This is a genomic window from Pseudoalteromonas luteoviolacea DSM 6061, from assembly GCF_001625655.1.
Lineage (GTDB): Bacteria > Pseudomonadota > Gammaproteobacteria > Enterobacterales > Alteromonadaceae > Pseudoalteromonas > Pseudoalteromonas luteoviolacea.
The window spans coordinates 1-14,474 of sequence record NZ_AUYB01000128.1 but is presented as its reverse complement, the minus strand read 5'-3'; the positions used below and the strand labels follow the sequence as shown (position 1 = coordinate 14,474).

Below are 14,474 nucleotides of genomic sequence, written 5' to 3'. Positions count from 1 at the left end.
GTTCCTTATTTGATTAACGCACTTATCGTAGACCTTCTCATGACTGAAAACTAACGTATAATTTAAATACAAAACATAAGAAGTATTGATATATGGACCTAGATGCACTAAGAAGCTTTCTTGCTTTTGTTGAAACTGGCAGCTTTACACGTGCAGCGATGCAAATGCACCGCACACAATCCGCTATCAGCATGCAAATGAAAAAGCTCCAACAAGATGTTGGGCAGACACTGTTTGTCAAACAAGGGCGGCAACTCACCTTAACAGCAGAAGGGGTCATTCTCGCGGGTTATGCAAGACAAATTATTCACTTGCAAGAACATGCCATCGCAAATCTTTCCACTACAGCGCCTTTAGTACTATTGCATTTAGGCTGCCCTGATGACTATGCCGAGTCCATTTTACCCACCCTTGTACAACTGCTTCATCAACATATAGAGCGCTTAGAACTCAATATTACGTGTGCATCCAGCCCAGAACTTCAGCAATTACTCGATCAAGGGCTTTTAGACTTAGCGGTTGTAACACGAACACCTCAAACGGAAGAAGGCTACCTACTATGCCATGATAAAGGTGTTTGGGTTGGAACTCAGGATACAAAGCTCTTGTCATTACACACTTTGCCAATCGCAGTATTTAAGCGTGATTGCCGCTACCATCAAGCGGCAATAGAAGGGCTTATAAAACAGCAAAGAGCCTTTAAGGTTATCGCGAATAGTTCCAGTGCAAGTGCGCTTAGAGGGCTCATTAAAGCGGAGTTAGCCATAGGTGCAATGGCTAATCTGAGTCGAAATGATCTGCCTATAATTGAAAACCCACAACTCCCATTTTTACCGAATGTAGAAATTGTTGTGGTTAAGAGTAATGCAAAAGCTTGTGCAATATCTGACGAGCGACTGCATTTCATTACACAGCGCTTTCAGAGCGAGTTTAAATATCCGTAAATGTCTTCTCGTATAATTTCACTGTCCCTTACATTTTCTGACAACGAGCAAACAGACTCTCACACGGATGAACTCTAAACTGAGTCCCAAGTTAACCAAATGGAATATGCGTAATGAAAACTTTATCTCTACTCTCACTAGCCGTGGCAGCCGTTACTTCTTTTTCAAGCATGGCATCAATTGAAGATGACAAACACCGTGTGGGCATACAAGCCTACGGAGGTTCAGCATCTTATAAAAGCTCTAGCCAAGACGGTGACGGTGTCGGGCAATTATACGTCTACTACAACTATCAGTTTGACAAGATGTGGGCATTAGAAGTTGGCTTAAATGGCGGCACAGATTCGGATGATTGGGAATGTACTGATACCAACAATAGAAAATTCACCTGTACTCAGCTAAATAAAACGCTGTTTGGGCTAGGGGCGAATGATTTAGATTATGGGAATTTAATCGTTGCTGCCAAAGGCCAGTACCAATTAACAAAGAACAATTCTTTGTATGGTAAATTGGGTGCTAACTTTTACGATTATGAATTAAACAGAGGCAGCACTACACTGGTTGAAGAAGACGGTACAGGCTTCGTAGCAGAGTTAGGCTGGCAATATGACTGGAACAACGGCATGGCAATGAATGTCAGTTATCAATACTTAGACATGGGCGACCTTGATGTGTCTAGTTTAGGTGTTGGTCTTAGCTATCGCTTCTAACTTCCTCAAAAGGAATATAAAGTGAGATTGCAACTCCGCCCATCTCACTATGGCTGGCGCTCACATTACCACCGTGAGCGCGAATTATCTGCTGACAAATCGCAAGCCCCAAACCTGAACCGCCATGATCGCGACTACGCGACCCTTCACATCGGTATAATCGTTCAAAGATTTTCTCAAGCTCTTGTTCTGCCACACCTGGGAATGAATCCTCAACAATCAACTCCATATGGCCTTCATGACTTTCAAAGTGGATCTGAGTTTCGCCCTCACTACTGGTGTAAAAGTGGCTATTTCTTAGTAAATTGAATAAAACTTGACGGATCCTAGCTGGATCTACAAAGCACAGAGAATTGTTCGCACACGCCGAAAACCTCAAAGACTGTAACTTTGTGGCATACATTGGCTGAAATTCTTCCACAATCTCCGTGATCAATAGGTTTACGTCAACCGGCTGCTTGTCTAGGGTCAACACGTCATTATCAAATTGCGCGGATTGGTATATATCTTTTATTAGATTATCCAAGTGGCTAATCTTTTTTTGTATCTTCTCAAAACCTTTAACAGGATCCGGCTCGATGTTGTGTTGCATCGCTTCTACCGTTAGCTTTAGTGCTGCCAGTGGTGTCCTTAACTCATGTGATACATCTGCCAATAGCCTATTTTTTTGGGAAAGCGACTCGGCCATCATATCGGCTTCCAACTCAACATACTTTTGCTTCTGCTGTTGACGCTTATAGATATAAATGGCAATCGCCATAAAGCACAAAAGTAGTGAAACGCCCATTCCCCGCTGTAATTTGAGGTTTTCAAGTGACGCTTGCTGCAGTGCTTGTTCATTTTGAATCAATTTAAGCGCTTGCTCCTGACGAATAAACTCCACATTTTGCCGCATTGTCAGTGCTTGCTGCTTATCTAAATCTTGATACAGTGCGGCTTTTACCTCAATATATTGGTGCAAGCTATGTAGTGCACTTTCAAATTCGCCTAACTTTTCTAAAGCTTGTGCACGGTATTGGTAGAGTTTGGCTAGGTATGAATTCCCTACGCCAGGTAAAGTAAGTACCTGATCTATTTCTGCTAAAGCTTGCGCATATTGACCCTGTACCAATTCAATTTCAATAATCACAAGCCTAACAGTACGTTCTGTTCGATTAGCTTTCGCAGTGATTGCCAAAGACAATGCCTCTTGAGCCACTGACAAAGCTTGTGTTAGAGCATCTTGTGCAACATAAATTTTCGCTAAAATACTCAACTGCCATGCTAAGTCGCTATTTGAACGACTTGACCTTGCCAGCTCAATTCCTATTTGACTATGCGTCAACGCCTGTTCAACCTCTCCGAGCTGCAGGTGAACTTGGCTCATTTTTCCATGACTGTTGGCAATGTGAATTGGGTCCCCGAGTGATTTATCAACTTCAAGCGCCTGCTTAAAGTGCAATAATGCTTTGCTGAGTTTCTCCATATCACGATATATTTCGCCAATATTGTAAAGTGAGTTTGAAATACCCTGCTGGTTTTGTAACCCTCGCTGGATCTTGAGTGACTTCTCATGAAAACGCAGCGCTAATTGAAGACTGCCCATGTAGTCGTAGATCACACCCAGTTGGTTATAGTAAGTCCCTAAACGGGCCTGATCATTGATTGGCTCAACAAGTGAAATGGCATCTTTTACCACGCCTTCAGCTTCTCTATAGCGGGCTTTGTATCGCAAACCTCGCGCCTGCGCATGCAGTATGTCACTTCTCAAAGCAACAAGTCCTTTTGGTACTAAGCTCAGAGCCTGTTCAAGTAATGTAAAGCTAGACTCAATATTACTTTGGTTTTGTTCTATTTGTGCGAGCAATAACTTGATTAGTGCAGGTGCTTCACTAAATTGCGCCATTACAGGCAAATAGGACTCTAATTGATATAAATGTTGCTTGGCTTCTTGATAGAGACCAATTTTTATTTCCGCTCTGGCTTCTATTATTTTTAACTCATACCATAAGCGAGAGCTTGGCTGTGGGTGGAGAAAAAGCTGGTTTAACTCTGAGACTTTAACAATCGCCTGTTTTGGATCTTGATCTAGAAGTACATACAAGTCGGATAAAGACTTATTTAGTGACCCTTCATCACTATGCACTATCGGTGCTATGCACAGAAATAAAAATAGGACTATAGGGCGCACGAACAACACAATTCTAAGTGACTCTCAAATAATAACTTATCTATGGACAACTAAAGTGTAGCTAGAGTTCTTAATAATCACATAAAATTTTGAACTCTCACGATTAGGTCGACTAAATTAACCTATTTGCTCTAAATGTGCACCCTGAGATTTGCAATAAACATATAACTAAATCTCATGAGACTGGCCAAGCTTGACTATTTACTTCAGCCAATCTCCCTTAATTAGCTTTTGAGTAACTGTTGCTGGAGCAACTGAACTTCATCTCGTACTTTGGCTGCCTTCTCAAACTCTAGCTCTCTTGCATAGCTCATCATCTGCGCTTCCAACTGCTTAATCTGCTCAGTCAATTCAGAAGTTGAAGAAGCCAAAGCTTTCGTTGATTTAGGGGCCCCTTTTGCAGCACTGCTTGAAGTTGTTTCAGATTCTTGCACCTCTTCACCAAGATCCATCACATCAGTAATTTTCTTATTCAGTGCCTGAGGTACAATGCCATGTTCTTCATTGTAAGCTTCCTGCTTCGCGCGTCTTCGTTCAGTTTCGTCAATCGCCGCTTTCATTGAACGAGTGATCTTATCTCCATAAAGTATAGCCTTACCATTTAGGTGCCTAGCGGCACGGCCAATGGTCTGGATTAAAGATCGTGTCGATCTTAAAAAGCCTTCTTTGTCTGCATCAAGTATGGCAACTAGAGACACCTCTGGCATATCTAAACCTTCCCTTAGAAGGTTAATTCCAACCAACACATCAAAGACTCCTTTTCTCAGATCTCGGATGATCTCCATCCGCTCAACGGTATCAATATCAGAGTGTAAGTAACGTACTTTCACGTCATGATCATTTAAATAATCAGTGAGATCTTCTGCCATCCGCTTGGTCAATGTCGTCACCAATACCCGCTCTTTGACTTCAACTCGCTTATAAATCTCTGACAGCAAGTCATCTACTTGAGTTGTCACAGGGCGCACTTCCAGCTCAGGATCTAACAATCCAGTTGGCCTGATCACCTGTTCAGCAACTTCACCACTTGAGCGTTCTAACTCATAGTCGCCAGGCGTTGCTGATACATAAATAGTTTGCGGCGCTATTGACTCAAACTCTTCAAACTTGAGGGGACGATTATCCATTGCAGAGGGCAATCTAAAGCCATATTCAACAAGATTCTCCTTGCGGCTCCTGTCTCCTTTATACATGGCTCCTACTTGCGAAACCGTAACGTGTGACTCATCAATAATCATCAAAGCATTATCGGGTAGGTAGTCAAGTAACGTCGGTGGTGGCTCGCCAGGCGCTCTTCCAGAGAGATATCGGCTATAGTTTTCGATACCTGAACAAAAGCCAAGCTCTTGCATCATTTCAATATCATATTGAGTACGCTGAGCCACCCGCTGTTCTTCAACTAACTTGTTAGTTTCCATTAAGTAAGCTCTGCGATCTTTTAGCTCTACTTTGATTTTTTCGATGGCGTCTAAAATCTTTTCTCTTGGCGTTACGTAATGAGTTTTAGGGTAAATTGTCGCACGCACTAAATGCTTATCAATGGCCCCGGTTAGGGGATCAAAAAGGCTGATCCGCTCTATTTCATCATCAAACAGTTCTACACGTACAGCTTGTGTTTCTGATTCAGCTGGGAAGATATCGATCACTTCGCCGCGCACTCGATAAGTACCCCTTGAAAAATCCATATCATTACGGGTGTACTGTAATTCAGCCAAGCGCCTTAACATGGCTCGTTGCTCCATGGTCTCACCCACTTTAAGCAACAGCATCATTTTCATATACGAGTCAGGATCACCCAAACCATATATCGCAGATACCGACGCAACAATGATGGTATCTGTGCGTTCTAGCAGCGCTTTTGTCGCCGATAGACGCATCTGCTCAATATGTTCATTGATTGACGCATCTTTTTCTATAAAAGTATCACTAGCAACAACATATGCCTCTGGCTGATAATAGTCGTAGTACGAAACAAAATACTCAACAGCGTTGTTTGGGAAAAACTCCTTCATTTCTCCATATAGTTGCGCAGCAAGTGTTTTGTTGTGTGCCATGATAATTGTTGGTCGATTCAGCTGATGGATAATATTTGCCATCGTGAATGTTTTACCAGTGCCCGTCGCCCCTAACAAAGTTTGATGTGCAAGACCGGCTTCGAGTCCATCACATAATTGCTCTATCGCTGTTGGTTGATCACCATTGGGAGTAAACTCTGATACGAGTTCAAAAGATTCACTCATGACACCTTCACCTCTAAGTCTCTTTGCTGCATACGCGCCAATGTTTTGCTAAACCATGTATAAGAAGAAATTGCTGTAAACAAGTTACCCAAAGCTGCGCCAATAAATAAGCCCGTTAGTCCAGCCAAGTGAGATCCTATATATGCACAAGGAATGTAGAACACAAACAGCCTAACTACACTCAAAATTAATGCATTCATAGGCTTGTGTAACGCATTAAAGGAAGAGTTAGTGAGTATGATGATACCTTGTAAACCATAACTAAGTGGCAGTGTATATATAAATAGCTTAATAATCGCTATCACTTCAGGCTCATTGCCAAATGCCTGACTAACCCAATGTGCAGTTAAAATAAGTAGTAGATATGTGGCAAACTGCCAAGCCATAACAAATTTGAGGGTCGTACGATACGCTTCTTTAACTCGGTCATAGTTACCCGCCCCATAATTTTGGCTCACAAATGGTGGCAGAGTCATTGATAATGCCAAAATAACTAGACAGGCTATTGACTCTATTCTGCTGCCCACACCAAACGCAGCAACTGCTTCAGCGCCGTATGTTGCTACAATTGCAGTCATCACGGCCATTGCTATTGGCGTTAGCATATTTGCCCCCGCTGCTGGCAAGCCTATTTTCATTATTTTTGCGACCGCACCCCACACGCTTTGATTGCCACTCGAACAACTTAACAAACGCTTTTTGACAGCCAAAAGATAAATAATAACCACAACGCATACAGCCCACGCTACAACAGAAGCAACGGCCGCACCTTTCACTCCAAGTTCAGGGAAAGGGCCATACCCAAAAATTAGCAATGGGTCTAATACAGCATTAATAAGCCCACCAAGCCCCATAATCATGCTTGGTGTTTTTGTATCACCTGATGCCCTCAAAACAGAATTACCAATCATAGGTGTGATCAAAAAGACTGATCCAATAAACCATACATTCATATAGTCATGAATATATGGCAGTGTTGTGCTATCTGCACCTAATAGAGTAAAGATTGGATCAGTTAGTAAGTAGCCAATAACAGCGAGTATGGCAACCAAGCCCGCGGCAAGTAGTAGTGATATAAATGCATCGAACTTCGCCTCTTCTAAATTTTTACTTCCCAGTGCTTTGGCGATAACTGCTGAAGTACCAATGCCCAAACCGATTGCAAGACTAATAATGGTAAATGTCACAGGAAAGGTAAAACTCACAGCGGCTAATGGTTTGGTACCCAGCAAGCTGATAAAAAATGTGTCAACTAAGTTGAAGCTCATAAGGGTGATCATCCCAAATATCATTGGGACTGTCATTCTCTTCAAAGTCGCGGGAATTGAACCGCTTAAAATATCACTGCTAGAGTTTGATTGGCGCACTGCGGACATATATTTTTATACCTCTTTTGACAGCCCATCATTCTAAATCATCATACTGGATGATGCTATGCTATTCTTTAATACGGATGAGAATGAAAAATAGAAGCTAAAACGGCTTTTCAAAGCAAAAATTGATTTTTCGCCCCTATTATCCTGCTAATGGCGCTCTGTGTAAAAAATGTCAAATTTATTTCAGTCTTCATGCATCAACGGCTCACTTTTTGCACATAAACCGAACGATATTGAAATATTTCTTTAAAAATATACACAGTGCATCCCTCTGACACGGCAAACACGTAACTACATGTTTTAAAACAACTTAAAAAAACAACAAAAAACTATTGCTTCCCTCTAATGCCACGGTTTACTTAGCTTTAGAGGAGTTCTTAAAGATTAATAAACAATGTTATCCACAGATTCCGTGGATAAGTTTGTAGAGCCTTTAAAAATAAAGGCCTACACGAGGATCTTCTGGACAGCAAAAAAAGCGTAAAATGATCTATTTATTTTACATCACAGATCTAATCGAAATACGTCACAATAGGTTTGTTCGCTAGACCAAATTAATGATTATGCAACTTATTCCATTATAGAAACAAAAACAACAAACCAATGATTTAAAAAGAATTTTAATTGTTACAAAGTAAAAATATGCAATAATAATTAAAAATTTGAGTAAAATATTTACCATTGTTTTGCGAATCATTATACCCATTGCATCTTTCCGAAGATCGATTGTGTGATCAGAATCTGAATTTTCTTCGATCTAAAAGAAAGTGCAAAAAACAGCCCTTTCGATTGTTTTTAGCACATAAACAGCAAAAAATAACCAATATCCCAAAAAACCGCCTTTTACTCCTCACCAAATACAGTGAAATTTGAAGTCTCCAACCTTATTTGTGTCATCTAAGATCCCACAATAAAGCGCATTAAAATGAAAGCGGCACCTCCTTGGAGTATATTTATTGGTAAAAGCTGGCTAAAAAAGGGCTCAATTGTCGATTAATCCATCGAACAGTCAGTTTTTTTGCACTCTTATGATTTTTATTGTTGACACTTCGCCATGTCGTCATTAATATTTCGCCCCGTTGAGAGACATGCTTCCCCCTTAGCTCAGTTGGTTAGAGCGACGGACTGTTAATCCGCAGGTCCCCCGTTCGAGTCGGGGAGGGGGAGCCAAGTTTCTGAACGTAATAACGATTCCCCCTTAGCTCAGTTGGTTAGAGCGACGGACTGTTAATCCGCAGGTCCCCCGTTCGAGTCGGGGAGGGGGAGCCAAATCGTTATATGTGTTGTTCCCCCTTAGCTCAGTTGGTTAGAGCGACGGACTGTTAATCCGCAGGTCCCCCGTTCGAGTCGGGGAGGGGGAGCCAAACACACATCTACTCTATATTGTTCCCCCTTAGCTCAGTTGGTTAGAGCGACGGACTGTTAATCCGCAGGTCCCCCGTTCGAGTCGGGGAGGGGGAGCCAATTCCCAGAATGTATTAGACTTTTTTCAATCAATGCTCTACTCTACAAGCACCTTTGTCGGTGATTTTTTACTATAATGTCAGCACCCTTTTTGGCACAACAGTAGGTATACTTGCAGCATTATGCCCTTCCTCTGCGGTTCCAAATTAGGTACTTTAACAACATTTTAGTGACTGTATTAACTCACGTAACTTAGCACTTATATATTGCTAGAAGGCAATTCTCCCATTTTCAGGTAGAAGATAAATAATGGCAGGCTTTAAAAAACTCATATTTTTACAATTTATTTCATGGTTACTTTTTTCTGCGGTTGGCAGCTTTTTTGTTGCATCAAGCTTTGATAGCGCCGTAAGTAAAGCACAAATGAGTGCCCAGCAAATGGTAAGCAATTATATTCAAGAGAAAACCATGACGGACATGACTCCTGAACATATACGCCTGTCATTGAGTAACGGAGATGTTTTTTCTACTTTTATAGTAAGAGATTTTTCAGGTCAAAACATTCTCCAGCTTGGAAAGCCCACACAGCTCCCCTTTCTAGCGGATATTATTGCAAATTCGTTCAACTCGATCCGCCCACAGTTTGCAGTAAATAAAACAAAAGACATCAAAATTGAATTTGTCATCAATGCACAAAGCCAAGCATCATTGCTACAGCAGTCATTGCTATTAATGTTGGTCATTTCAGCGCTAGTCGCATTTATCCCTATCTTTTATATGCAGGCCATTTATAAAAAGCTGAATCGCAATGTAAGTATGACTGTCGCCAATGCTGTTGATGTTTACATCACACAAAACCAAGTAACGGAGAGTATTGAGGAAGACTTCAATACCGGCAAAGTCACTGAACTTGGGGCTGAGCTAGCCCCTTCTTTTAATCGCCTAGCTCACTTTTTAAAGAGTAAGCAAGAAGACATTAAATCTGCGGCGCACTCGATTAAGCAAGAAGCCTATAAAGATGTGGTCACAGGTCTTGGTAATCGCAACATGTTTGTAGAATATTACGAACATCAAATTGAGCAAGCCAATAATAAAAGCTTCGGTACATTGGCAATGATACGCTGCAGCGAATTACAGATGATCAACCAGACTCGCGGCTATCAAAAAGGCGACGAGTACATACGCGCCGTGTCAGACATCGTAAAACATGTCAGTGGAACATATACTGGCAGCCAAGTATTTAGACTTAATAGCTCAGATTTTGCCGTCATTTTACCAAATGTACCTTCAAAAGAAGCTGAGCAATTCGGTGAAACATTGCAAGCTAGGTTTACTCAGTACCAACAAAATCAGGAACTTGCCTCTGTTGCAAATGCAGGTATCGTTTCTTACGAATCTGGTAAACCGTTAGGTGAGCTACTATCAGTTGTTGATAATGCAATGAGTATGGCCCAGAGCAAACAAGCAAACGCATGGCACTTACAACGAGAAAGTGACATTGTTAACAACGTGGGTGCTGGTTTTGGAAACCAGAACTGGCGCAGAGTTATACGAGAAGTGATTGATAGTCGGCGCGTAAACCTTATGATGCAGAACATTATGCCTATAGGTAAAAACGTCAAAGCATACGCAGAAATTCAATCACGCTTCAAAACCGAAGATAACCAAATGCTGCCTACCGCTTCATTCCTAGCAATGGCTGAAAAGTTGGAAATGGCGATAGAAATCGATCAGTTGATCATTGATAGCTCTCTAGAGCTCATCAAAACCCGCAACTTCAATGAAAAGTTTTTTGGTATAAACGTTACTGCCTCAAGTGCACATAGCGACCAATTTGTTATTTGGTTGGAAAGACGCTTACTTAAAGACGGAAACTTGGCGTCTAAACTGATTTTCGAAGTAAGTGAATTTGGTTTACAGCAAAACATCAAAGCCAGTAAACGTTTTATCGATATGGTACACCGTGTTGGCGCTAGAATTACTGTTGAAAGGTTTGGCGTAGGCCTTACCTCATTTAAGTTTTTCAGAGACTTAAAACCAGACTTCATAAAAATGGACGCAAGCTATACTCGGGGCTTAGAAGAAGATAAAAACAACCAATACTTTATGCGACTTATGGTTGATTTGGCACACAGAATTGGTGTTAGTGTTTTTGCTGAGGGCGTTGAAAGCCAAGAAGAAAAACACATTGTAGAAACCTTATGTTTAGACGGGGTACAAGGCTACTATATAGAGAAGCCAAAAGAGATTTAATTCTGTCACAATGGAGAGAGTCAAACTCTCTCCATTTTTTGTCAACATTCCCTACCAAAATCCCCTTTCATTTAAAATAAAGTGTGCTAAATGTTGTGATCTCCGCGATGAAAATTGTTAGAATTTCGAGTCTTATAACACGTTGAGAAACGATGATTGCAAGTTTGCAAGTTAAGGGGCATAAATGACAGAGTATATGTTGTTGCTTATTGGCACTGTGCTAGTAAACAACTTTGTATTGGTGCAGTTTTTGGGGCTATGTCCATTTATGGGCGTGTCTGGCAAACTAGAAACCGCCATAGGCATGTCGCTAGCAACTACCTTTGTTCTGACTTTAGCATCAGTAACCAGCTACCTAGTCAACCAGTATATTCTGATGCCTTTAGATTTAACCTTTCTACGGACGATGAGCTTTATTCTTGTCATTGCTGTGGTAGTGCAATTTACAGAAATGGTTGTCAGAAAAACCAGTCCCACCTTGTACCGATTATTAGGCATATTTTTACCACTCATTACCACTAACTGCGCTGTATTGGGTGTTGCGTTATTAAACATTACTAAAGAACATACATTTATCAGCTCAGCCGTTTATGGTTTTGGTGCTGCTGTTGGTTTTTCACTCGTTTTAGTGCTTTTTGCAGCCTTACGAGAAAGGCTTGCTGTTGCGGACGTCCCAGTACCATTCAAGGGCGCTTCAATTGCAATGATCACAGCAGGTCTCATGTCACTTGCATTTATGGGCTTTTCAGGATTGGTGAAAATTTAACATGACGCTTATTTATGCTCTTGTAGCTATAGGTGCACTGGCACTCATTTTTGGGCTTATTTTGGGTTATGCCGCGATTAAATATCGGGTTGAGAGTAACCCGATTGTTGAACAACTCGATGCAGTATTGCCACAAACTCAATGTGGACAATGTGGCTACCCAGGGTGCCGCCCCTATGCCGAAGCCATTGCGAACGGTGATGAAGTCAATAAGTGTCCACCTGGTGGTGAAGCCACGGTTAAAAAGCTAGCCGATTTAATGGGGGTTGAAGCAAAGCCCCTAGCTGGTGGAGAAGAAGCGGATCCGGTAAAAAAAGTTGCTTATATTCGAGAAGATGAGTGCATTGGCTGTACAAAATGCATTCAAGCTTGCCCTGTGGACGCCATTGTTGGTGCAACGCGTCAAATGCACACCGTTATTGCAGATGAATGTACAGGGTGTGACCTGTGTGTTGAGCCCTGCCCTGTAGACTGTATAGATATGATCCCAGTCGCCGAAACAAAACAATCTTGGAAGTGGCAAATAAATGCTATTCCAGTGAAACAACTTGACTGAGAGGTTTAAGTGGAAACATTACTTGAACAAATAGAAAACGGAAAACTGTGGCAATTTCCTGGCGGGATCCATCCACCTGAGCAAAAGTTCGTTTCAAATAAAACTGGAATAGGCGTTTTACCACTCCCTGAATACTTGGTACTGCCATTAAAACAGCATATTGGTGCGAATGGTCAGTTATTGGTGAATAAAGGTGAACATGTGTTAAAAGGACAAGTTTTAACTCGTCCTGGCACGAATTGGTCACTACCGATACATGCCCCAACTTCTGGCACAATCACAGACATCAAACCAATGCCATCGGCACACCCTTCAGCGATGCCGGAATTGAGTATTATACTGACTCCTGATGGCGAGGAGCGCTGGTGTGAACTCACAGCAAGAGATTCAATTGCAGACTTAGATAACAAAGCGCTTATTGATATTCTTCACCATGCCGGTATTGCAGGTATGGGTGGTGCAGGCTTTCCGACGTATGTAAAAGCAGATAGTGCCAAGCAAATTGAGTTTTTAGTTGTCAATGGTGTGGAATGTGAACCATATATCACTGCCGACGATATGCTAATGCGTGAACATGCAATTGAGATCATTGCTGGTATTGAGGTTATGATGACGATTTTGTCTCCTCAATATACGCTTGTTGGCATCGAAGACAATAAACCTCAAGCCATTGAAGCAATGCGTGCAGCGGCAAGCCACAATGATAAAATTCTTATTCGCGCGATCCCAACAAAGTACCCTTCAGGTGGCGAAAAGCAGCTGATTAAAGTCTTAACTTCAAAAGAAGTACCTAGCGGTGGTATCCCTGCAGATGTTGGTGTACTTGTTCAAAATGTAGGTACTCTGTTCGCTGTCAATGAAGCGGTATATAAAGGGAAGCCACTCATACAGCGCGTCGTTACTGTCACTGGAAATACCATACATAAGCCGCAGAATGTTTGGGCATTACTAGGCTCAGAAATAAAGCACTTATTAAATAGCCAAGGATTTTCACCCGTGGAAGATCAACGTGTGATCATGGGTGGGCCTATGATGGGCTTTACCCTACCCACGGTGAGGATCCCAGTGGTGAAAACCACCAATTGCATATTGGCGCCAGATAACAAGGAGTTGGCTGTAGCAGGCCAAGAGCAGGCTTGTATCCGCTGTTCTGCCTGTGCCGATGCTTGTCCGCAGACACTATTACCACAGCAACTTCAGTGGTTTGCTAAAGGCAAAGAACACGACAAACTTGAAGAGTACAACCTTTTCGATTGTATAGAGTGTGGCGCATGCTCTTATGTATGCCCGAGCGAAATACCTCTTGTACAATATTACCGTGTCGCCAAAGCTGAGATCCGCGAGCAGAAACTCGAGAAAGTAAAAGCGGAACGTGCAAAAGAGCGCTTTGAAGCACGCAAAGTACGTTTAGAGCGTGAACAAGAAGAAAGACAAAATCGTCATAAAAAACCAGCTCGCAGCGCGCCAGCAAAAGACAAAGCAAAAGTATCTGAAGCGCTTGAAAGAGTTAAGAAAAAACGCCCAGAGCAGTCAGCTGTGCAAGCTGCAATAGAACGAGCAAAAGCTAAAAAAGTAGAAGGTGATACGTCAGCACTAGAACCCGATAACAGTGCCGTTGCTGCAGAACGTGCAAAACGTAAAGAACAGGCAAGAAAATACAAAGAGGAAAAGTCTCAATCGACAAGTGAGGCGCCAAAAGATGCAGTCGCTGCGGCGATAGCACGCGCCAAAGCTAAAAAGGCAGCCAAAGCAGCTGAAGAAAGTAATAACTCAACTGAGCTCAAGGACCCCAAAAAAGCTGCAGTCGCAGCTGCAATAGCGCGGGCTAAAGCGAAAAAAGAAGCGAACAACGTTGAAAATACACAGCCACAAATAGACGAAGTGGCTGACGACAATTCGGCTAAGCCAGACGATCCACGCAAAGCTGCCGTAGCCGCCGCCATTGCCCGAGCTAAAGCAAAGAAGGCTGCTAAAGCCGCTGAAGAAATGCAGCCACCTGCTGATGAGTTAGTAGAAAATAAGGATGCCGAACCTGAAGATCCACGCAAAGCTGCC

Annotated in this window: 9 protein-coding genes and 4 tRNA genes; 10 read left to right on the top strand and 3 right to left on the bottom strand. The window is 42.1% G+C overall.

Annotation, left to right across the window (positions count from 1 at the left end):
• The first annotated feature begins 92 nt into the window (after positions 1–92).
• Both N475_RS19270 and N475_RS19265 read left to right on the top strand, forming a co-directional pair.
• Complete coding sequence (locus tag N475_RS19270; protein ID WP_063359740.1) at positions 93–944, top strand: LysR family transcriptional regulator; 852 nt, start codon at positions 93–95, stop codon at positions 942–944.
• A gap of 113 nt (positions 945–1,057) precedes the next feature.
• Positions 1,058–1,654 carry a porin family protein gene (locus tag N475_RS19265; protein ID WP_063359741.1) on the top strand — a complete coding sequence of 199 codons (597 nt, stop codon included), beginning with the start codon at positions 1,058–1,060 and terminating at the stop codon, positions 1,652–1,654.
• On the opposite strand, the gene N475_RS19260 is transcribed toward N475_RS19265, so the two are convergent.
• From N475_RS19260 to N475_RS19250, 3 genes are all read right to left on the bottom strand, one after another.
• A complete protein-coding gene (locus tag N475_RS19260) occupies positions 1,638–3,779 on the bottom strand; it encodes an ATP-binding protein (protein WP_081232469.1) in 2,142 nt (713 codons plus the stop codon). The two genes, N475_RS19265 and N475_RS19260, sit on opposite strands and share 17 nt — an antisense overlap.
• A gap of 269 nt (positions 3,780–4,048) precedes the next feature.
• On the bottom strand, positions 4,049–6,064 hold the full coding sequence (gene uvrB / locus N475_RS19255) for an excinuclease ABC subunit UvrB (RefSeq protein WP_063359743.1): 2,016 nt from the start codon (positions 6,062–6,064) through the stop codon (positions 4,049–4,051).
• The gene (locus N475_RS19250) at positions 6,061–7,440 is read right to left on the bottom strand and encodes an MATE family efflux transporter (RefSeq protein ID WP_063365809.1); all 1,380 of its coding nucleotides are present in this window, start codon (positions 7,438–7,440) and stop codon (positions 6,061–6,063) included. Before N475_RS19250 ends, uvrB begins: the two co-directional genes overlap by 4 nt.
• A gap of 1,093 nt (positions 7,441–8,533) precedes the next feature.
• On the opposite strand from N475_RS19250, the gene N475_RS19245 reads away from it, so the two are divergent.
• From N475_RS19245 to rsxC, 8 genes are all read left to right on the top strand, one after another.
• Positions 8,534–8,610: transfer RNA gene (locus N475_RS19245), tRNA-Asn, on the top strand.
• Positions 8,611–8,632: 22 nt separating this feature from the next.
• Positions 8,633–8,709, top strand: a tRNA-Asn gene (locus N475_RS19240).
• An 18-nt stretch (positions 8,710–8,727) separates the two neighbouring features.
• Positions 8,728–8,804 (top strand) — tRNA-Asn (locus N475_RS19235).
• A gap of 23 nt (positions 8,805–8,827) precedes the next feature.
• Positions 8,828–8,904, top strand: a tRNA-Asn gene (locus tag N475_RS19230).
• Positions 8,905–9,153: 249 nt separating this feature from the next.
• Entirely contained in the window at positions 9,154–11,097 is a 1,944-nt protein-coding gene (locus N475_RS19225) for an EAL domain-containing protein (protein WP_063359745.1), read from the top strand.
• 184 nt (positions 11,098–11,281) lie between these two features.
• A complete protein-coding gene (rsxA, locus tag N475_RS19220; RefSeq protein WP_063359746.1) occupies positions 11,282–11,863 on the top strand; it encodes an electron transport complex subunit RsxA in 582 nt (193 codons plus the stop codon).
• A 1-nt stretch (position 11,864) separates the two neighbouring features.
• The gene (gene rsxB / locus N475_RS19215) at positions 11,865–12,419 is read left to right on the top strand and encodes an electron transport complex subunit RsxB (protein WP_063359747.1); all 555 of its coding nucleotides are present in this window, start codon (positions 11,865–11,867) and stop codon (positions 12,417–12,419) included.
• A gap of 9 nt (positions 12,420–12,428) precedes the next feature.
• Positions 12,429–14,474: electron transport complex subunit RsxC (rsxC, locus tag N475_RS19210; protein ID WP_063365808.1), on the top strand; the 2,046-nt coding region annotated here is incomplete at its 3' end.

Excerpts from the sequence above, each read along its gene's own strand:
- rsxA (WP_063359746.1), top strand. The coding sequence starts at position 11,282 with ATGACAGAGTATATGTTGTTGCTTATTGGCACTGTGCTAGTAAACAAC.
- N475_RS19265 (WP_063359741.1), top strand. The coding sequence starts at position 1,058 with ATGAAAACTTTATCTCTACTCTCACTAGCCGTGGCAGCCGTTACTTCT.
- rsxB (WP_063359747.1), top strand. The coding sequence starts at position 11,865 with ATGACGCTTATTTATGCTCTTGTAGCTATAGGTGCACTGGCACTCATT.
- N475_RS19250 (WP_063365809.1), bottom strand. The coding sequence starts at position 7,440 with ATGTCCGCAGTGCGCCAATCAAACTCTAGCAGTGATATTTTAAGCGGT.
- N475_RS19270 (WP_063359740.1), top strand. The coding sequence starts at position 93 with ATGGACCTAGATGCACTAAGAAGCTTTCTTGCTTTTGTTGAAACTGGC.
- N475_RS19225 (WP_063359745.1), top strand. The coding sequence starts at position 9,154 with ATGGCAGGCTTTAAAAAACTCATATTTTTACAATTTATTTCATGGTTA.
- uvrB (WP_063359743.1), bottom strand. The coding sequence starts at position 6,064 with ATGAGTGAATCTTTTGAACTCGTATCAGAGTTTACTCCCAATGGTGAT.